Origin of the sequence: Cryobacterium breve (genome assembly GCF_004402375.1) — a bacterium.
Classification (GTDB): domain Bacteria; phylum Actinomycetota; class Actinomycetes; order Actinomycetales; family Microbacteriaceae; genus Cryobacterium; species Cryobacterium breve.
In genome coordinates, this window is sequence record NZ_SOGJ01000006.1 from 42,818 (window position 1) to 62,039 (window position 19,222).

Genomic DNA, 19,222 nt, shown 5'->3' on the forward strand with positions numbered 1-19,222 from the left:
TACGCCGGGCGACTGCTCGTCGCCGGACCGGTTAGCGCTTGCGCTTCTCGCGCACGCGCATGCTGATGTTGATCGGGCTTCCCTCGAAGCCGTACACCTCGCGCAGGCGACGCTGGATGTAGCGACGGTAGCCCGGGTCGAGGAACCCGGTGGTGAAGATGACGAAGGTCGGCGGGCGGCTCGACGCCTGGGTGCCGAACAGGATGCGGGGCTGCTTGCCGCTGCGCACGGGATGGGGGTGCGACGCGGCGAGTTCGGCGAGGAACGCGTTGAACTTGCCGGTGGCGATGCGGGTGTCCCAGGCTTCAAGAGCGGTCTCGAGAGCCGGAACGAGCTTCTCCATGTGGCGGCCGGTCTTGGCCGAGATGTTCACGCGCGGGGCCCAGGAGACGTGCGCCAGATCCTGCTCGATCTCACGTTCGAGGTAGCGGCGACGGTCGTCGTCGATCTGGTCCCACTTGTTGAACGCCAGCACGAGCGCGCGGCCGGATTCGAGCACCAGGTCGATCACGCGCACGTCCTGCTCGCTGATCACCTCGGTCACGTCGATCAGCACCACGGCCACCTCGGCCTTTTCGAGGGCGGCGCTGGTGCGCAGCGAGGCATAGAAGTCGGCACCCTGGGAGAGGTGCACGCGGCGACGGATGCCGGCCGTGTCGACAAAGCGCCACACCCGGCCTCCCAGCTCAACCTGCTCGTCGACCGGGTCGCGCGTGGTCCCGGCGAGCTCGTTGACAACAACGCGCTCCTCGCCGACGACCTTGTTCAAAAGGCTCGACTTGCCCACGTTCGGGCGGCCGAGGATCGCGACGCGGCGCGGTCCACCGACTTCTTGCTTGGCGACGGCGGAGATCTCGGGGAGTTCCTCGAGGATCGCGTCAAGCAGGTCGGCGACGCCGCGGCCGTGCAGGGCCGAGACGGGCCAGGGCTGGCCGAGGCCGAGCGCCCAAAGGCTCGCTGCCTCCGGCTCCTGGCGAATGTCGTCGACCTTGTTGGCCACCAGGAAGACCGGCTTGCCGGCCTTGCGCAGCAGACGCACCACGGCCTCATCGGTGGAGGTGGGACCCACGTTGGCGTCGACGACGAACATGACGACGTCGCAGAGTTCGATGGCCAGTTCGGCCTGGGCGGCGACGGAGGCGTCGATGCCCTTGGCGTCGGGCTCCCAGCCGCCGGTGTCAACGAGGCTGAAGCGGCGTTCGTGCCATTCACCCTTGTAGGTCACGCGGTCGCGGGTCACCCCGGGGGTGTCCTCCACGACGGCCTCGCGGCGACCGAGGATGCGGTTCACGAGCGCCGACTTGCCTACGTTCGGGCGGCCGACGATGGCGATGACCGGCAAGGCCGGCAGGTACTGGATGGCGTCGGGGTCTTCCGTCACCGTATCGAGAACGTCGAAGTCCTCGTCGGCGAGATCGTACTCATTGAGCCCGGTGCGAAGCGCGGCGGCGCGTTGCGTCACCAAGTCGTCATCGAGGTCGTCCAAGCGCGTTACCAGCTCGGTGTCGAGGTCGGGGATCGTGTCGTCGAAGTCGTTGTTGTTGGTCATGCGATGGCCTCGCGGTATGTATTGATGACGTCGAGAACCGCGTCAATGGTCTGTTCGAAGTCGAGATGGGTGGAGTCGACGGTGGTCACACCGTCTGCGGCGCTCATGAATTCGACTACCTGTGAGTCAGCGCGATCCCTCGATCGCATCTGTTCCGCCACGGTTTCAGCCGATTGGGTCGATATTTCCGCAGAGCGCCTAGCCATTCTAGCCTCCTCGGAAGCCGTGAGCAGTATACGGATCTCCGCGGTGGGGGCCACCACGGTGGTGATGTCCCGGCCTTCGATCACGATTCCGGTGCGCTTGGAGCTCGCCGCGATGCTGCGGAACAGCTCCGTGAGGTGCGTGCGCACCTCCGGGATGCGGGCCACGGAACTCACCATTGCGGAGACGGCGGGATCGCGGATCGCGTCGGTGACATCCGTTTCGCCGACCCGCACACAGTGCTCGTCGGGCGCGATGCCGATGGAGTAGTCGAAGTCGCCCAGGGCGGCCACGACGGCGTCGACATCGTTCGGGTCGATCCCCCGATCGCTGACGAACCAGGCGAAGGCCCGGTAGGCGGCACCCGTGTCGAGGTAGTCGAATCCGATGCGGCGGGCGGCGGCGCGGCTGACACTGGACTTGCCGCTTCCGGCAGGCCCGTCGATCGCGACGATGTGGGGGCTGGAGTGACGACCCATGATTAACCAGCAATCCGCCAGCCGCGGGCGGCCAGCTCTTCGGTGAGGCGTGCAACGGCCTCAGGGAGTACAGAAATTTCGGCCAGGCCGATTTGGGCACCCGGAGAGTGCTCCAGGCGCAGGTCTTCCATGTTCACGTCGAGCTCGCCGATCTCGTTCAGCAGCTTGGCGATCTGGCCGGGCCGGTCGTCGATCATCACGATGAACGAGGCGTAGCGGCGGTCCTGACCGTGCTTGCCGGGCAGTCGGGCCACCCCGGCGTTGCCGCCGGCGAGTTCCTCGGCCACCTTGCGCCTTGCGCCGGGCGCGGCCGGGTCGGCGAGAGCGTCGATAAACCGGTCGAGGTCGTCGCGGTAGGCCAGAAGGATGTCGCGCACGGGTTCGGCGTTCGCGCCGAGGATCTGCACCCACAGGTCAGGGTCACTCGCGGCGACACGGGTCACGTCGCGCAGACCCTGTCCGGCGAGATTCAGGGCCGAGCCGGGGGCATCCGACAACCGGCGGGCCATGATCGTGGAGACGACCTGGGGAACGTGGGAGATGAGCGCGACGCCGCGATCGTGCTCCTCGGGGCTCATCTCCACCAGGGTCGCGCCCAGGTCGAGGATGAGGTCGTCGATCGCGGTGGCCTGCTGGTAGCTGATCGCGTCGTGCGCTGCGACCACCCAGGGGCGGCCGACGAACAGGTCGGCGCGGCCGGAGAGCGGTCCCCCACGTTCGCGGCCGGCCAGCGGGTGACCGCCGATGTAGCGGGACACGTCGGCCCCCATCGCGCGCAGTTCCTGCAGCGGAGCCAGCTTGACGCTCGCGACATCCGTCACGATCGCCTGCGGGAACGCTGCCAGCTCACGCGCGACGATCTCGGCCGTCACGTCGGGCGGCACGCAGACCACGATCAGCTGGGGCAGGTCGCCCGGGCGAGACGGCCGGCCTGCGCCGTAGTCGACGGCGATGCTGAGGTTGGTCGGCGACGCATCGGCGAGGATGACATCGATGCCGCGCGCGCAGAGGCCCAGACCGATGCTGGAGCCCAGCAGGCCGGCCCCCACGACGCGCACGGGCCCGATCAGGCGAGATTCAACCACGTGTAGCTCCCGGACTAGATCTTGGTCTCGGCCCGCGACACCGTAAGCAACTGGCCGAGTTCCGCCTTGGTGAGGTCGCGCACGTCGCCCACGCGCAGCGTGCCGAGGTGCAGCGGGCCGAACTGGCGGCGCACAAGGTCGACGACGGGGTGACCGACGGCCTCCATCATGCGGCGCACGATGCGATTGCGGCCGGAGTGCAGGGTGAGTTCGACCAGGCTGAAGCCGTCGCCGGGAGGACTGGCCAGGATGCGGGCCTTGTCGGCGGAGATGGGGCCGTCGTCGAGCTCGATGCCGCTCTGCAGCAGCTGGATGGTCTGCGCCGACACCCGGCCCTCGACCTTGGCGATATAGGTCTTCAAGACCCCGAACGACGGATGCGCGAGCACATGCGCGAGATCGCCGTCGTTGGTCAGGATCAGCAGGCCGCTGGTCATGGCGTCGAGGCGGCCCACGTTGAACAGGCGCTCCTCGAACTGGTCGGTGAACTCGCGCAGGTCGGGGCGTCCGCTCTCGTCCTGCATCGACGAGACAACGCCGACGGGCTTGTTCAACATCACATAGCGGCGGCTGGTGTCCAGCTGCACGGCCACGTTGTCAACCATGATCAGGTCGGAGTCCGGGTGGATGCGGCGGCCCAGTTCCGTGACGACCTTGCCGTTCACGCGCACGCGGCCGGCGGCGATCATCTCTTCGGACACGCGACGGGAGGCGACGCCCGCGGAGGCCATGACCTTCTGCAGGCGCACGCCGTCGGCGGCGGCCTCGGGGTTGGTGGGTGTCCCCTGAATCCCCTGATTGTCGTTAGTCATGGCAGTTCCTCAAATCCGTTCGCGCCGTCGTTGAGCAACGGCGATAGGTAGGGCAACTCGTCGAGAGAGTTGATTCCGAGCTGGGCTAGCAGAAGGTCTGTGGTGCCGTAATTGATCGCACCGGTCTCACTGTCGGTGAACGCTTCGGTGATCAGACCGCGGCCGAGCAGCGTGCGCACGACCGAATCCACATTAACGGCACGAATCGAGGCTACAGCCCCGCGACTGATCGGTTGTTTGTAGGCGATCACGGCGAGGGTCTCCAGGGCCGCCTGCGAAAGTCGGCTGGGGTTCTGCGTCACCACGAAGTCGGCGACCGTCACGTCGTGTTCGGGCCGCACGTAAATGCGCCAGCCGCCGGCCACCTCGCGCAGTTCGAAGCCGCGGCGCACGGTGCCGTCGAGGCCGTCGAAGTCGGCCACGAGCCGGGCGACGGATGCCCGCACCTCGGCCAGCGTGGCGTCGACCGCAGCGGCGAGTTGCAGCAGTCCCTGCGGCTCGTCGGCGACCATCAGGATCGCCTCGAGGGTGCGTTCGAGCGTTGCTTCACTGTTCATAGTCGGCTCCGAGGTTGGCGAGGGTGTCGTCCGACCAGTTCTCGGCACTCCAGCGCAGGCTGAGGTCGCCAAGTGGCACGAGTTGGTCGAAAGAGAGGGCATCGAGGCGGTACAGCTCGAGAACGGCCAGGAAACGGGCGATCACGACGCCCTTCTCCTCGGCACCGACGATGAGTTCGCGGAACGTGAGGGTGTTGCCGGCCCGCAGCATCCGCACCACGTAGGCAGCCTGCTCTCGGATGCTGACCAGCGGCGCATGCAGGTGCTCGAGCCCCACTCGGGGCAGCTCGCGCGGGGTGAGGGCGAGGGCGGCCATGGCGGCGAAGTCGCCGAGGGAGAGAGTCCAGACCAGTTCGGGTGTCTGCCGGCGGAACTTCTCCTCCAACCGCACCGCCCGCACGTGCCGGGTGGACTCGGTGTCGAGCCGGCCCTGGAACCAGCTGCTCGCACTCTTGAAGGCGCGGTACTGCAGCAGCCGGGCGAACAGCAGGTCGCGGGCTTCGAGCAGGGCCACGTCTTCCGCGTCGACGAGCTCACCCTGCGGCAGCAGCCCCACGACCTTGAGGTCGAGCAGGGTGGCCGCCACCACCAGGAACTCGGTGGCCTGGTCGAGCTCCTCGTCCTGGTCGAGGCCGCGCAGGTAGGCGATGAATTCGTCAGTGACGCGGCTCAGGGAGATCTCGGTGATGTCGAGTTCGTGCTTGCCGATCAGGGACAGGAGCAGGTCGAACGGTCCCTCGAAGTTGCCGAGGGCAACCGAAAACGACTTCGGTGCGGCCGCGTCAGGCGACGGCGCCACGCTGGATCAGTTCCCGCGCCGCCTGCTTGTAGGCCTTGGCCGCCGCGTGCTCGGGCGCGAACTCGGTGATCGGGATGCCGGCGACGCTCGCGTCGGGGAACTTGACGGTGCGGCCGATGACCGTTTCGAGCACGCTGTCGCCGAACGCGTCCACGACCCGCTCCAGCACCTCACGGGAGTGCAGCGTGCGGGAGTCGAACATGGTGGCCAGGATGCCGTCGAGTTCGATGGCCGGGTTGAGCCGGTCGCGCACCTTGTCGATGGTCTCGATCAGCAGCGCCACACCGCGCAGGGCGAAGAACTCGCACTCGAGTGGGATGAGCACGCCGTGGCTGGCGGTGAGGGCATTGACGGTGAGGATGCCCAGCGACGGCTGGCAGTCGATCAGGATGACGTCGTAGTCGCCGGAGACCTTGCGCAGCACGCGGGCCAGGATCTGCTCGCGGGCAACCTCGTTCACGAGGTGCACCTCCGCGGCAGACAGGTCGATGTTCGCCGGGATGATGTCGAGGTTCTCGACCGAGGTCTTCTGGATGGCGTCGGAGGGGTTGACCGAGCCGCTCAGCAGCAGGTCGTAGATGGTCGTGACGTCGTGGGTGGGCACACCGAGACCGGCAGAGAGGGCACCCTGCGGATCGAAGTCGATGGCCAGCACGCGGCGGCCGTAGCCGGCGAGAGCGGCACCCAGGTTGATGGTGGTCGTCGTCTTGCCGACGCCACCCTTCTGGTTGCACAGCGAGATGATGCGCGCCGGGCCGTGGCTGGGCAGAACCGGGGGCTCGTCGAAGTCACGTTTCGGGCGACCCGTCGCACCGACCGGTACCTCGTCAAAACCGGGGAGTCGCGTCCGGTCATCTTGCTTGCGCGCCACTGAGATGTCCTCGATCCGTCTTACACCTGTCACTGTCTCCACTGTAGCGATCGGATCGGGCATATTGCGGCACGGATCGCCGAAAACCGCAGGTCTACCGCGTGAATCCGGCGGGGATTGGCTGTGACGGGTCGTTTTGCGGTCACGGATGGGGCGTGTGTCAGGGATCTCATCCGGTGGAATGAGCGGAACGGAGCAGGTCACAGGCTCTTGAGTTAAGATTTTCGAGTGCCTCACCTATTTACGCCCCTACGGATCGCGCTCGTCTGCCTGCACACTTCGCCGGGCGCTGAGCCCGGATCGGGCGATGCCGGCGGCATGAACGTCGTCGTGCGCCACCAGGCCGAGGCGCTCGCCGCCGCCGGCCACCACGTCGAGATCCTCACCCGCCGGTCCTCCCCCGTGTCGGAAACCGTGCAGCTGAGTCCCGGGGTGACGCTCCGCTTCCTCGACGCCGGACCGGCCCGTCCCGTGCCCAAGGGCGACCACGAGCATTTCATCGAGGCCTTCCGGCTGCAGATGGATGCCCTCGGACCCTACGACGTCATCCACTCGCACCACTGGTTCTCGGGCATGGCGGCGCTGCCGCTGGCACGCCGCCGCGGTACCCCGCACGTGCAGAGCTTCCACAGCATTGCGGCCGACCCGTCGACGCCGCTGTCGGCGGGCGAGCGTCCCGAGTCCCCCGGGCGGATGGCCGGCGAGGAATGGCTCGCCCAGGAGTCGGACGCCCTGATCGCCATCAGCGAGGCTGAGGCCGACACCATCGTTCAGCGGCTAGGCGGTTCGCCAGAGCGCATCACGATCGTGCTGCCCGGAGTAGACGGGATCCTGTTCCGACCGACGGACCTGGTGCCCGTCGAGCCGCGGGACTACGCGTCGGCAGGGCCTCTGGACATTCGCGGCTACGCCGTTGTCGCCGGGCGCCTGCAGCCACTGAAGGGCCTCGACTTGGCGATTGAGGCGATCGCAGCCGTGCCAGAGGCGATCCGGCCCGAACTCGTGATCGCCGGCGACGCGTCGGCCGACTACGACGGCTACATCGACGAGTTGCGGGCCCTCGCCGCCCGGCACGGGATCGAGCGCAACGTGCGGTTCGTGGGGCCGCAGTCCCGGGTGGACCTGGCTCTGCTGCTCAGCGGCGCCCGGGTTGTGCTCGTGCCCTCGCACTCCGAGACGTATGGACTCGTGGCGCTCGAAGCTGCCGCGAGCGGCGTGCCCGTGGTTGCCGCGGCGGCCGGCGGACTGCGCGAAGCGGTGCTCGACGGCGACACCGGCGTGGTACTGGACTCACGCGACCCGAAGGTGTGGGCCGGAGCGCTCACTCAGATCCTCTCGAACCCCGCGTTCGCCCGGCGCCTGTCGCTGGCCGCGCGGGAGCGGGCAGAGCATCTGGATTGGCCACGGTCGGCCGACGGCCTCGTGACGGTCTACCGCTCGCTCGCGCACCCGGGAGCCGGCGACCGCCGCCCGTCACTGCTGCGCGCGTGAGCCTGCTCAACGGGGTTTCCACGGTTCTATGCGTGCACGCTCACCCCGATGACGAAACAATCGCGACGGGTGCGTTGATCGCGGAATTGGCGGCCCGGGGCATCCGAGTATCGCTGCTCACCGCCACACGCGGCGAGCAGGGCGAGGTCGTGTCCGGGCCGCTGTCGGTGCTCGAGGGCACGGATGCGCTCACTCACGAACGCGAACGCGAGCTCGCCGGTGCCGCATCGGCCCTCGGTATCGGTTCCGCAGATCGGTTCTGGCTGGGTATGCCGCCCGCGCGGGGTGCAGGCTTGTCGCCGCGCGTTTACCGGGACTCGGGCATGACCTGGATTCGCCCGGGGCTGGCCGGGCCGGCCGACGACATCGACGACGACGCCCTGGTGCGCGCGCCGCTCGGTGAGGTGACGGCGGATGTGGCCGCTGTGATCGAGGAGCTTCGCCCGGCGCTGGTGATCAGCTATGACAACGGCGGCGGGTACGGGCATCCGGATCACGTTCGCATGCACGAGGCGGCGCTGGCGGCTAGTCGCGCGGTGGGGGTGGCGTTCGCCGAGGTCGTGCACCAGCCGGGCGCTGGCACCGAGTGGTTCACCCTCGACCGGCACCTCGCTGTGGTGACCGCCGCCCTGCGCTGCCACGCCAGTCAGCTCACCGTTGACGGCACGCACATCGTGCACTCCGGCGGGCAGCGTGAGCCGATCAGCACTGCTGTCGGGCTGCGCGCGCTCTCGCGCTGAAGCGGTGGGCGCTGTGTGCAGCGGCGGTGGGCGATGGGGCGGTGAAGCGGTGTGTGCTGGGGCGGTGAAGCGGTGGGCGCTGGGGCGGTGGGCGATGTGTGCTGAAGCGGTGGGCGATGTGTACTGCGGCGGTGGGCGATGTGTGCTGCGGCGGTGGGCGATGGGCGGTGCGGCGGTGGGCGATGGGCGGTGTGTGCTGGGGCGCTGAAGCGGTGGGCGCTGGGGCGGCAGCTCGGAGGCCGACCGACCTGGCCGCAATCGCTCTCGTTCCGGACAACTGTTGCCAGTACACGGGCAACAGTTGTCCGGAACAGGAGCAAGTAGCTGGGTTTGGAAGCCAGAGCACCGCATTCGACAGGCTCAACCACCGCAACGGAAGCCGCCGCCGCGGGCAAAGCCCACTGGCGGCATCCGCATCACGCAACTGAGGAGAAAACCGCAACACGCCGCGTTCGGTACCCGGCCCAACGGCATGTCGCGAAAAACTCCGCAGTTAGCGACAAACACGAATGACCAGGGCCCGGATTCGCGAAGCAGAACACCGGATTCGACACGCTCAACCACCGCATTCGACAGGCGCAACCACCGCAACGGAAGCCGCCGCCGCGGGCGAAGCCGACTGGCGGCATCCGCACCACGCAACTGAGGAGAAAACCGCAACACGCCGCGTTCGGTGCCCGGCCCAACGGCGTGTCGCGAAAAAATCCGCAGTTAGCGACAAACACGAATGACGAGGGCCCGGATTCGGGAAGCAGAACACCGAATTCGACAGGCTCAACCACCGCACCGGGAGCCGCCGCCGCGGGCAAACCCGACTGGCGGCATCCGCATCACGCAACTGAGGAGAAAACCGCAACACGCCGCTTTCGGTGCCCGGCCCAACGGCGTGTCGCGAAAAACTCCGCAGTTAGCGACAAAGACGAATGACCAGGGCCCCGATTCGCGAAGCAGAACACCGGATTCGACAGGCTCAACCACCGGGTTCGCAGAGCAGAGCCGAGCACCGGATTCGCGGAACAGAACACCGGATTCGCAGAGCAAAACACCGGTTCAACCAGGCGCCGGCTCACATAGCGGCGGGCGGCTCAACCACCGGCGCAGGGCGGGACACCCGTGCTCGGGGGTGCGCCGTCGTGTACATGTCGCGGAGGGTGTCGGCCGTGACGAGGGTGTAGATCTGGGTGGTGGCCACCGAGGAGTGGCCGAGCAACTCCTGCACCACACGCACATCGGCTCCACCCTCGAGCAGGTGCGTGGCGAACGAGTGCCGCAGCGTGTGCGGCGACACGTGCCCTTCGAGTCCGGCTCTTTCGGCGGCGGCCCGGATGATCAGCCACGCGTTCTGCCGGCTCAGCCGCTTGCCGCGCAGACCCAGGAACAGGGCCGGCGTCGCCGGTCCGCGGGCGGAGAGCAGGGGTCTCCCCCGCACGAGGAAGGTGTCAATGGCAGCGCGCGCGTAACTGCCGACGGGCACGATGCGCTGCTTGCTGCCCTTGCCGGTGAGGCGCACAACCTCGGGGTCGAGCACGTCATCCACATTGAGGTTGACCACCTCGGAGACGCGGGCGCCCGTAGCGTAGAGCAGCTCAAGAAGCGCCTTGTCGCGCAGGTTCGCCACCTCGTCACCGTCCGTCGCCGCCAGCAGCCGGGTGACCTGCTCGATCGAGATGGCCTTGGGCAGCCGGGTGCCGAGCTTCGGCGGCTTCGACTCGTGCGCGACATCCGCTTCGACCACGCCCTCCTCGAGCAGGAACCGGTGGAACCCACGAACGGTCGAGAGGATGCGCGCGATCGACGCCGCGGTCAACGGCGACTCCTCCCGGGAGCCCAGGAACCGTACGTAGTCGGAGATGTGCCGACTGGTGACATCGGCCAGACCGGTCAGTTGCGCGTCCGCCAGCCACCGGCTGTAGATCGCCAAGTCCCGCCGGTAGGCAGACACTGTGTTCGTGCTCAGGCCGCGTTCGATCGCCACATGCCGGAGATACGAGTCCACGGCCGCAGCAACGGCCGCACCTGCCGCGTCCCGCGACGCCGGTACGCTCGCCCCGTCGCTGCCCATGGCAGGAGTTGCCCCACCATCGGCAGCATCAGGCGCACCGTGGCCGGAACCGCTCACATCGATGGGCGAGGCCAACCGGTCACACCGTGTGGTCCCAATTGACCGGATGCCGCGGCCACGGCGCATCCGCTGCCCCGAGCGTGCTCCACCCGCGGGCGCGGGCAGCCTGGGCGGCCAGCGCACCGATCACCAGAGAAGGGTTCTGCACCCGGCTGGCGAGCACGGCGTCGACGCAGTCATCCAGCGGCACCCAGCGCACCTCGATGTCGGCTTCCTCGTCGGTGCGTTCGAACACCTCCTTCGCCACGGTGAGACCGCGGGCCAGGTAGATCCGGATGACCTCGCTACTGCCGCCGGGGGAGGTGTAGAACTCGCCGAGCATGTTCCACTCTGCGGCCACGAGGTCGGCCTCTTCGGCCAGCTCCCGTTGCGCTCCGACGAGCGGGTGTTCGCCGTCTTGGTCGAGCAGCCCGGCGGGCAGCTCCCAATCGCGCACACGCACGGGGTGCCGGTACTGCTTGATCAGCAGGACGCGGTCCTGCGCGTCGAGCGCGAGGATCGCCACGGCGCCCGGATGGTCCAGGTACTCCCGCACGACGCCGACGCCGTTGTAGCCGAAGGTGTCCCGGCGCACATCCCAGACCGCGCCGTCGAACACGATCGCGCTGGACGTGACGGGCGCGAAAGCGGGCTCATCCGCCAGCAGGGCTGACGCCGATTGGCCAGACTTTTCGGCGGTCACGTGAGTATCGGTCACGACTCAGGCTTCTTCCTTGGCTTCGACCTCGAACAGACGGCTGGCCTGTTGGCGATCCAGGGCCGCGCCGATCAGGCCACGGAACAACGGATGCGCGTGGCTGGGCCGGCTGCGCAGCTCCGGGTGAGCCTGCGTGCCCACGTAGAACGGGTGCTCCTCGCGCTTGAGCTCGACGTACTCGACCAGGTGGCGATCGGGTGAGGTTCCGGAGAACCACATGCCGGCATCCGCGATCTGAGAGCGGAACGCGTTGTTGACCTCGTAGCGGTGACGGTGACGCTCAGACGCCTCGGGGGCGCCGTAGAGCTCGGCGACGATGGAACCCTCGGCGAGGGCAGCCGGGTAGAGGCCCAGGCGCATGGTGCCGCCCAGATCGCCACCGGCGATGATCTCAACCTGCTCTTCCATGGTCGCGATCACGGGGAACTCGGTCTCCTCGTCGAACTCCGACGAGGATGCGCCGGTGAGGCCGGCCCTGTTGCGGGCGTATTCGATCACCATGCACTGCAGACCGAGGCACAGGCCGAGCACGGGAATGCCGTTCTCACGCGCGAATTTGAGGGCGCCGAGCTTGCCCTCGATGCCGCGCACGCCGAAGCCGCCGGGAACGCAGATGCCGTCGAGTTCGCTGAGAAGGCGTGTGGCACCCTCCTCGGTCTCGCAGTCGTCGGAGGCGATCCAAGAGACGTTGACCTTGGTCTGGTTGGCGAAACCGCCGGCGCGCAGCGCCTCGGTGACCGACAGATAGGCGTCGGGCAGGTCGATGTACTTGCCGACCAGGCCGATCGTGACGGTGTGCTGGGGTTCGCGCACAGCGTCGAGCACCTTCTGCCAGCCGGTCCAGTCCACGCTGGTGACGGGCAGGCCGAGGTGGTCGGTGATGTACTTGTCGAGACCCTGGTCGTGCAACATGGTGGGGATCTCGTAGATGCTGGGCACGTCGACGGCGTTGACCACAGCGTCTTCGTCCACGTCGCACATGAGCGCGATCTTGCGCTTGTTCGAGTCGGAGACGGGCCGGTCGCTGCGCAGCACGAGCGCATCCGGCTGGATGCCGATGGAACGCAGGGCGGCGACCGAGTGCTGGGTGGGCTTGGTCTTCTGCTCCCCCGCGGCGGCCATGAACGGCACCAGCGACACGTGCACGAAGAACACATTGTTGCGACCGAGTTCGTGGCGCACCTGGCGGGCGGCTTCGAGGAACGGCTGCGACTCGATGTCGCCGACGGTGCCGCCGATCTCGGAGATGATCACGTCGGGGCGCAGCTCGTCACTGGCCTGCAGGCGCATGCGACGCTTGATCTCGTCGGTGATGTGCGGGATGACCTGCACGGTGTCGCCGAGGTATTCGCCACGACGTTCCTTGGCGATCACCTGGGAGTAGACCTGGCCGGTCGTGACGTTCGCGGCCTGGCTGAGGTTGATGTCGAGGAACCGCTCGTAGTGCCCGATGTCCAGGTCGGTCTCGGCACCGTCGTCGGTGACGAAGACCTCGCCGTGCTGGAACGGGTTCATCGTGCCCGGGTCCACGTTGAGATAGGGGTCGAGCTTCTGCATGACAACGCGGAGACCGCTGGCTGTCAGGAGATTGCCGAGGCTTGCGGCCGTCAGGCCCTTCCCAAGAGAAGAGACGACACCACCGGTTACAAAGATGTGCTTCGTCGTGTCGTTGCGTACTGATTCGTCCGTGCTTTTATTTTCCACCACGGGCTTCGACTCTAGCATTGCGGGCTGACCTAACGGTTGGTGCGGGCGAGGTTCATGAGCTCCCGGGCGTGTTCGAGTCCGCTCGCGGAATCGGGCAGACCGGAGAGGAGTCTGGCCATTTCGGCGGCGCGCTCGTCGCCGTGCAGCTGGCGCACGCTGCTGGCGGTGACGGAGCCGTCACTGTCCTTGACGACGCTGAGGTGGTTGCCGGCGAACGCGGCAACCTGGGCGAGGTGGGTGACCACGATGACCTGGGCGGTTTCGGCGAGGCGGGCGAGCCGACGGCCGATCTCGATGGCCGCCGCACCACCCACGCCCGCGTCAACCTCGTCGAAGACGAACGTCGGCACAGGGTCAGCCTGGTTGATGACGACCTCGATCGCGAGCATCACCCGGGACAGTTCGCCACCGGATGCCCCACGCGCCAGGCTGCGCGGCTCGGCACCCGCGTGCGGACGCAGCAGGATTTTCACGGCGTCGCGCCCGGTGACGGTGATCTCGGCGCGGCCGTCGACCTCCACCAGCAGCGACGCGTTCGGCATGGCCAGGGCCGCCAGCTCGGCGGTCACGGCCGCTCCGAGGGCCTCCGCGGCCGCGCGACGGATGCCGGTGAGCCGGTCGGCGAGGTCGTCGGTCGACTGGCGCGCGGCATCCGTCTCGACCCGCAGCGTGTCGATGCGGTCGGAGTCGCTGTCGAGTTCGAGAAGTCGGGCACTGCCGGTGTCGAGGAAGTCGACGGCCTCGTCGATGCCGCCGGCGTACTTGCGGGCCAATGCGGTGAGGTCGGCACGGCGCTCTTGCACAACCTCGAGTTCGCGGGCTCCGTCGGCGTCGAGTCCGGCCAGGTAGCTGGAAAGCTGCGCGGCGATGTCGGCGACCAGGAAACCGGCGTTTGCGAGGGCTTCGGCGAGGGGCGGCAGGGCCGGGTCGTGCTCGCCGGCCCGTTCGAGCTGACGCCGGGCGGACTCGAGCAGGGCCACCGCGTCGGGCAGGTCGTCGGGGTTCTCCTCGGCGGAGAGGAACTCCCTGGCCTGGGCGGCGGCCACGCGCAGCTCCTCGAGGTTTCCGAGGCGTTCGGCGCGTTCGCTGAGCGCCTCGTCTTCGCCGCGCTGCGGGGCGACGAGTTCGATCTCATCGATGGCGGCGCGCAGCTCAACGGCCTCGCGGGTGCGCTGGTCCTGCTCGTCGACGAGCCGGTCGAGGTCGGCCTGATGGCCCTGCCAGCGGTGGTACGCGTCCTGGAACACGGTGAGGGTCTCGGCCAGCGGCGGCCCCGCGAACCGGTCGAGCGCAGCGCGCTGGGCGACGGATGACCGCAGCCGAATCTGGTCGGACTGGCCGTGCACAACCACGAGGTCGCCGCCGAGGTCGCTGAGCACGCTGGCGGGGGCGCTGCGTCCGCCGACCACGGCCCGGCTGCGGCCCTCCGCGGACACCGAGCGGCTGAGGATGAGTTCCGGGCCGTCGAGGTCTCCCCCGGCGTCGCGCACGCGGCCGGCGACAGCGCCGTCGACGGGGATCACCCAGCGGCCCTCGACCGAACTCTTCGGCTGCCCCTGGCGAACCAGGCCGGGATCGGCGCGCTCTCCGAGCAGCAGGCCAAGCGCGGTGACCACCATGGTCTTGCCGGCTCCAGTCTCGCCCGTCACGGCGGTGAAGCCGGGACCGAGGGGCAGGGTGGCCTCGGCAATGACACCGAGGTCGCGGATGACGAGTTCCTCGATCATGCAGAGCACCTATTCACGGAGCGCCTATTCACGGTGCTCCTATTCACGCCCGGCCGGACCTCTCCAGCCAGTGACGGGCAGGTGGAACTTGTTGACCAGACGGTCGGTGAACGGGCCGCTGTGCAGGCGCGCCAGGCGCACGGGGACGGGCGAGCGGCGCACGACCACGCGCGATCCGGGCGGCAGGTCGTGCACACGACGACCGTCGGCGCAGAGCACCGCGGCCCCGCCGGTGCGGGCGAGAACCTCCACGGCCAGCGAGGAATCGGGGCCCACGACGAGCGGGCGGGCAAAGAGGGCGTGGGCGCTCAGCGGAACGAGCAGTAGCGCGTCGAGCGTCGGCCAGACGATCGGCCCGCCGCCCGAGAACGCGTACGCGGTGGATCCCGTCGGGGTGGACATGACGACGCCGTCGCAACCGAAGGAGGAGAGCGGGCGGCCGTCGACCTCGATGACGACTTCGAGCATCCGCTCGCGGCTGGATTTCTCGACAGTGGCTTCGTTCAGAGCCCAGGTCTCGTAGATGACCGCGTCGCCGAGCTTGACCCGCACGGCCAGGGCCATGCGTTCCTCGACCAGGTAGTCGCGCAGCAGGGCGCGGCGCACGGCCTCACTCAGGTCGTCGCGCTCGCTCTCGGCGAGGAACCCGACGTGGCCGAGGTTGATGCCGAGCAGTGGAGCGGAGCAGCCGCGCACGACCTCGGCGGCGCGCAGGATGGTGCCGTCCCCGCCGAGCACGATCACGAGTTCGAGTTCGGTGGTGGCGACGGTCTCGTGCAGGATCGCGAGCTGATCGTCGAGGTCAGGGCAGTGCGCGACCAGGTCAGCTCGCTCGGTGCGGGCCAGCACCGGTACGGCCCCGGCGGCGAGCAGCTGCTGGCAGACGGTGACGGCGGCTTCGAGGGAATCCGTGCGGCCGGTGTGCGCGACGACGAGGATGTTGCGCGGTGCGCTCATTTCGTCACTCCCACCAGTGCTGTCGTGCGTTCAATCCATTCTGTCGGATTGCTGCCAACCGCGCTCGACAGCCAGCACAGGTATTCACGGTTTCCGGCGCCGCCGGCAATCGGCGACGCGATCAGGCCGTTCGTCTTGAGGCCGAGGTCCCAGGCTGCCCAGAGCACGCCGGCGATCGCGTCGGCCCGCAGGCCGGGATCGTGCACGACCCCTTCTCGGATGCTGCCCTTCCCGACCTCGAATTGCGGCTTGATCAGCAGCACGAAGTCAGCGCCCTCGGCGGCGGTCGCGACGAGGGCCGGCAGAACGGTCGTCAGCGAGATGAAGGAGAGGTCACCCACGACCAGCTCCGCCCGCTGCGGAACGCCAGAGGCCGCAGCGATCTTATCGGCCGTGGCGTAGCGCAGGTTGAACCCCTCGACGAGCACGAGCCGCGGCTCGCTCGCCAGCTGGGGGGCCAGCTGTCCGTGTCCCACGTCGACCGCGATGACCTGGCCCGCGCCGCGTTCGAGCAGCACCTGGCTGAATCCGCCGGTGGACGCGCCGGCGTCGAGCACCGTGCGGCCCTGGGCCGGAATCTGGAACGCATCGAGGGCGGCGATGAGCTTGTGCGCGCCGCGACTGACGTAGTGGTCGGTGGCCGCCACCGCGATCAACTGGGTGTCACGCACCTTGGCGGACGCCTTCACCACGGGCGCGCCGTCGACCGTGACCAGCCCGGCCACGATCAGCTGGGCGGCGACAGTGCGGGACCGGGCCAGCCCGCGCTCGGCGAGGGCCGAGTCGAGGCGCTGGTCCGGCATCCGGTCGCCGGTCACGCTGGGATCGGCGCTGGGGTCGTGCAGCGGGGTGCCGCCGGAATCCGTCATGAGTGGACCATCCGGGGCACGTCTCCGTTTTCGAGATGACCCTGCAACCCGTCGTGCTCCTGCACGTAGGCGGCGGCGCGCTCCTCGAGGGGCCGGTCCTCAATCGCGGCCAGCCGCAAGGAAAGATCCTGGGTTACGTCGTCCGTCGTCACGTGGGGCTGATTCACCCTCTCCACGTTACCGTCCGAGATACAGTCGCTCCGGAACATTCAGCCCGTAGATGGGTCGACCGGATGCCCAGATCACGGCGCACGCGGCGCGCAGCAGGTTGATGGCCCCGTCGCCCTCGGCCACGATCGTGACATCGGCGCCCACGATGCCCACCGTCGCCCCGCTGACCGTGGCGGAGGAACCGTCCTTGGAGAACACCGTCTCCGGGTAGGGCTCATGCAGTTGGCGCAGGTCGTCGAGAATGAACGTCGGCCGCGACTTGGCGTCGGCGGCGAGGGTCTGCTTTGCCTTGTCGATGCCCGTGAGAACGAGGGCGGACGGGATGCCGGCCCGGTTGGCGCCCAGGATGTCAGTGTCGAGGCGGTCGCCGATGAACAGGGGCGTCTGGGCGCCGAACCGGGTCACAGCCTCGGTGAAGATGGCCACCTCGGGCTTGCCCGCCACGATGGGCAGGCGTCCGACGGCGATGTGCACGGCCGAGACGAGCGTGCCGTTGCCGGGCGCGATCCCCCGCGCCACGGGGATGGTCCAGTCGGTGTTCGTGGCGATCCACGGGATTTCCACGCCGTCCGCGTTCGGGTGCAGAGCGAACGCGGCCTCCGCCAGGTCCTTCCAACCAAGGTCGGGCGAGAAGCCCTGGATCACGGCGGCCGGAGCGTCGTCGGCCGAGCGGGTGACGACAAAGCCACCCTTCTCGACCTCGGTCAGCAAGCCTTCGCCGCCGATCACGAGGATGCGCGAGCCGGCCGGCACCTCGTTCGCAAGCAGGTGCACGGCGGCCTGAGGTGAGGTCACGACATCCGTCGCCACGGTGTGCAGACCCAACTCGGAGAGGTGGTCCGCCACGGACTGGTCGGTGCGGGACGCGTTGTTGGTCAGGTAGCCGACCCGCACGGTTTCAGCCGCGCGGTTCAGGCTCTCGACCGCGAACGGGATGGCCGCCGGGCCGGCGTACACCACGCCGTCCAGGTCGGCCAACACGATGTCAACGCCGGTGAGCGGGGTGACCGGCTCACGCACGCGGCGACGCCTCAGCATCGTGCTCCGCCTCGTCGTCGGTGAAGTCGTCGGTGTCGGTGGCGGTGACGGTGACGTCAGACGAATCGTCAGTGTCGTCGGCCGACTCGTTGTCGGAGACGTCAGTCGCGTCGTCGTCAGACCCGTCCTCGTCCTCGTCCTCGTCCTCGTCCTCGTCCTCGTCAGATTCTTCCTCGTCGATTTCGAGGATCTCCATGGTCTCGTCGAATGCCGTCTCGCCCGACACTGCGGCGTCGGCCCGTTCGGCCCGCTCGTTCCACAGGTCAGCTTCGTCCTCGCGGCCCAGCTCGCCGAGAACCTCGGCATAGGCGGCGAACAACTCGGCGCTGTAGGAAAACGCGGTCTTCGGGTTCAGCTGCGGGATCTCGAGTTCGCTGAGGGCAGCCTCGGTCTCACCGAGGTCCAGACGGGCGCCGGACATGGCGATCGCCAGGGCAACCTGAACGGATGCCGGCAGCGAGCCACGCTCGACGGAGCGTCCTAGCTCGAGCGCCCGGTCAGGGCGGCCCACGCCACGCTCACTGTCCACCATCAGCGCGAGCTGATCGTTGGAACCGGAGATGCGGCGGTAGGTGCGCAGTTCGCGCAGTGCCAGGGCGAAATCGCCCGTGGCGTAGGCGGTGATGGCGAGGCTCTCGCGCACCACGGCGATCCGGCCGGCGCGACGCGCGGCGCTCATGACGTGGCGGTGAGCCAGCTCGGGGTCCTCGTCGATGACGCGGGCAGCCATGGCCAAGTGACGACCGACGGCCTCTGCGTTGTCTTTGCTGAGGGTCTTGAGTTCGTTGCGGGCAATCCGGTCAAGGTCCTGCGACGTGACGTCGTCCGGCAGCTCCGGGTCGTCGTGACGGGGGCGCACCGAACGCAACTCACGCTGCATGCGCTGCTCTTCGGTCATCTCCTCTTCGACGACACGGGCATCGCGGTCACCGCGGGCCGGGGCACCCTCACGGGTCCACAGTTTCTTGCCTGCGTCTCCGCGTGGAGCGCCGGCACGGTTCGGCGAACCGCCGCGCTGGGTCCAGGGCTTATCCCCGCTCTGCTGCGGGCGGTCGCTGCGTTCGGGGCGGGCGCCATCCTTGGCCCACGGCTTACGGTCACCTCCACCAGTCGAGGGACGGTCGGAATTGCCACGGTACGGAGGACGCTCGCCATCACGCTGCGGGCGATCGGAATTGCCCCGGTAGGGGGCTCGCTCTCCACCAGTGGAGGGACGGTCGGAGTTACCACGGTACGGAGGACGCTCGCCATCCTTAGCCCACGGCTTACGGTCGCCCCCACCAGTCGAAGGACGGTCGGAGTTACCACGGTACGGAGGACGCTCGCCATCCTTAGCCCACGGCTTAC

General features: G+C 68.4%; 18 protein-coding genes. 2 read left to right on the forward strand and 16 right to left on the reverse strand.

Annotation, left to right across the window (positions count from 1 at the left end; all coding sequences use genetic code 11):
* Positions 1-31 precede the first annotated feature (31 nt).
* The 7 genes from der to E3O65_RS01625 are packed head-to-tail and all read right to left on the reverse strand — an operon-like array spanning position 32 to position 6,356.
* A complete protein-coding gene (gene der / locus E3O65_RS01595; RefSeq protein WP_134362007.1) occupies positions 32-1,549 on the reverse strand; it encodes a ribosome biogenesis GTPase Der in 1,518 nt (505 codons plus the stop codon).
* Positions 1,546-2,232: a (d)CMP kinase gene (gene cmk / locus E3O65_RS01600; RefSeq protein WP_134362008.1), complete on the reverse strand. Its 687-nt coding sequence runs from the start codon at positions 2,230-2,232 to the stop codon at positions 1,546-1,548. The genes der and cmk overlap by 4 nt, the downstream gene beginning before the upstream one ends.
* Before the next feature lie 2 nt (positions 2,233-2,234).
* Complete coding sequence (locus E3O65_RS01605) at positions 2,235-3,317, reverse strand: prephenate dehydrogenase (RefSeq protein WP_134362009.1); 1,083 nt, start codon at positions 3,315-3,317, stop codon at positions 2,235-2,237.
* 14 nt (positions 3,318-3,331) lie between these two features.
* A complete protein-coding gene (locus E3O65_RS01610; protein ID WP_134362010.1) occupies positions 3,332-4,129 on the reverse strand; it encodes a pseudouridine synthase in 798 nt (265 codons plus the stop codon).
* Positions 4,126-4,686 (reverse strand): SMC-Scp complex subunit ScpB, encoded by a 561-nt coding sequence (gene scpB / locus E3O65_RS01615; RefSeq protein WP_134362011.1) that lies wholly within the window; start codon positions 4,684-4,686, stop codon positions 4,126-4,128. The genes E3O65_RS01610 and scpB overlap by 4 nt, the downstream gene beginning before the upstream one ends.
* Positions 4,676-5,485 carry a segregation and condensation protein A gene (locus tag E3O65_RS01620; protein WP_134362012.1) on the reverse strand — a complete coding sequence of 270 codons (810 nt, stop codon included), beginning with the start codon at positions 5,483-5,485 and terminating at the stop codon, positions 4,676-4,678. The genes scpB and E3O65_RS01620 overlap by 11 nt, the downstream gene beginning before the upstream one ends.
* On the reverse strand, positions 5,469-6,356 hold the full coding sequence (locus tag E3O65_RS01625; protein WP_241985823.1) for a ParA family protein: 888 nt from the start codon (positions 6,354-6,356) through the stop codon (positions 5,469-5,471). The genes E3O65_RS01620 and E3O65_RS01625 overlap by 17 nt, the downstream gene beginning before the upstream one ends.
* Positions 6,357-6,584: 228 nt before the next feature.
* Here E3O65_RS01625 and E3O65_RS01630 point away from each other — a divergent pair, with 228 nt between their 5' ends.
* Both E3O65_RS01630 and E3O65_RS01635 read left to right on the forward strand, forming a co-directional pair.
* Positions 6,585-7,847 (forward strand): glycosyltransferase, encoded by a 1,263-nt coding sequence (locus E3O65_RS01630; RefSeq protein WP_241985821.1) that lies wholly within the window; start codon positions 6,585-6,587, stop codon positions 7,845-7,847.
* 32 nt (positions 7,848-7,879) lie between these two features.
* Complete coding sequence (locus tag E3O65_RS01635; protein ID WP_241988653.1) at positions 7,880-8,587, forward strand: PIG-L family deacetylase; 708 nt, start codon at positions 7,880-7,882, stop codon at positions 8,585-8,587.
* Positions 8,588-9,653: 1,066 nt separating this feature from the next.
* On the opposite strand, the gene xerD is transcribed toward E3O65_RS01635, so the two are convergent.
* From xerD to E3O65_RS17045, 9 genes are all read right to left on the reverse strand, one after another.
* The gene (gene xerD / locus E3O65_RS01640) at positions 9,654-10,649 is read right to left on the reverse strand and encodes a site-specific tyrosine recombinase XerD (RefSeq protein ID WP_134362015.1); all 996 of its coding nucleotides are present in this window, start codon (positions 10,647-10,649) and stop codon (positions 9,654-9,656) included.
* Between the two features lie 79 nt (positions 10,650-10,728).
* Entirely contained in the window at positions 10,729-11,406 is a 678-nt protein-coding gene (locus tag E3O65_RS01645; RefSeq protein WP_422386393.1) for an NUDIX domain-containing protein, read from the reverse strand.
* A gap of 3 nt (positions 11,407-11,409) precedes the next feature.
* Positions 11,410-13,131: a CTP synthase gene (locus tag E3O65_RS01650; protein WP_134362016.1), complete on the reverse strand. Its 1,722-nt coding sequence runs from the start codon at positions 13,129-13,131 to the stop codon at positions 11,410-11,412.
* 11 nt (positions 13,132-13,142) lie between these two features.
* On the reverse strand, positions 13,143-14,840 hold the full coding sequence (gene recN / locus E3O65_RS01655) for a DNA repair protein RecN (protein WP_134362017.1): 1,698 nt from the start codon (positions 14,838-14,840) through the stop codon (positions 13,143-13,145).
* Between the two features lie 39 nt (positions 14,841-14,879).
* Positions 14,880-15,797 carry an NAD kinase gene (locus E3O65_RS01660; RefSeq protein WP_134362018.1) on the reverse strand — a complete coding sequence of 306 codons (918 nt, stop codon included), beginning with the start codon at positions 15,795-15,797 and terminating at the stop codon, positions 14,880-14,882.
* Positions 15,794-16,600, reverse strand: coding sequence for a TlyA family RNA methyltransferase (locus tag E3O65_RS01665; RefSeq protein ID WP_134362029.1), 807 nt, complete (start codon positions 16,598-16,600; stop codon positions 15,794-15,796). Before E3O65_RS01665 ends, E3O65_RS01660 begins: the two co-directional genes overlap by 4 nt.
* A 62-nt stretch (positions 16,601-16,662) precedes the next feature.
* On the reverse strand, positions 16,663-16,833 hold the full coding sequence (locus tag E3O65_RS16535) for a hypothetical protein (RefSeq protein ID WP_166785612.1): 171 nt from the start codon (positions 16,831-16,833) through the stop codon (positions 16,663-16,665).
* Positions 16,834-16,843: 10 nt separating this feature from the next.
* Positions 16,844-17,875 (reverse strand): HAD-IIA family hydrolase, encoded by a 1,032-nt coding sequence (locus E3O65_RS01670; protein WP_134362019.1) that lies wholly within the window; start codon positions 17,873-17,875, stop codon positions 16,844-16,846.
* The coding region (locus E3O65_RS17045) for a relaxase family protein (RefSeq protein ID WP_241988654.1) at positions 17,850-19,222 on the reverse strand (1,373 nt) is incomplete at its 5' end. The genes E3O65_RS01670 and E3O65_RS17045, both read right to left, overlap by 26 nt.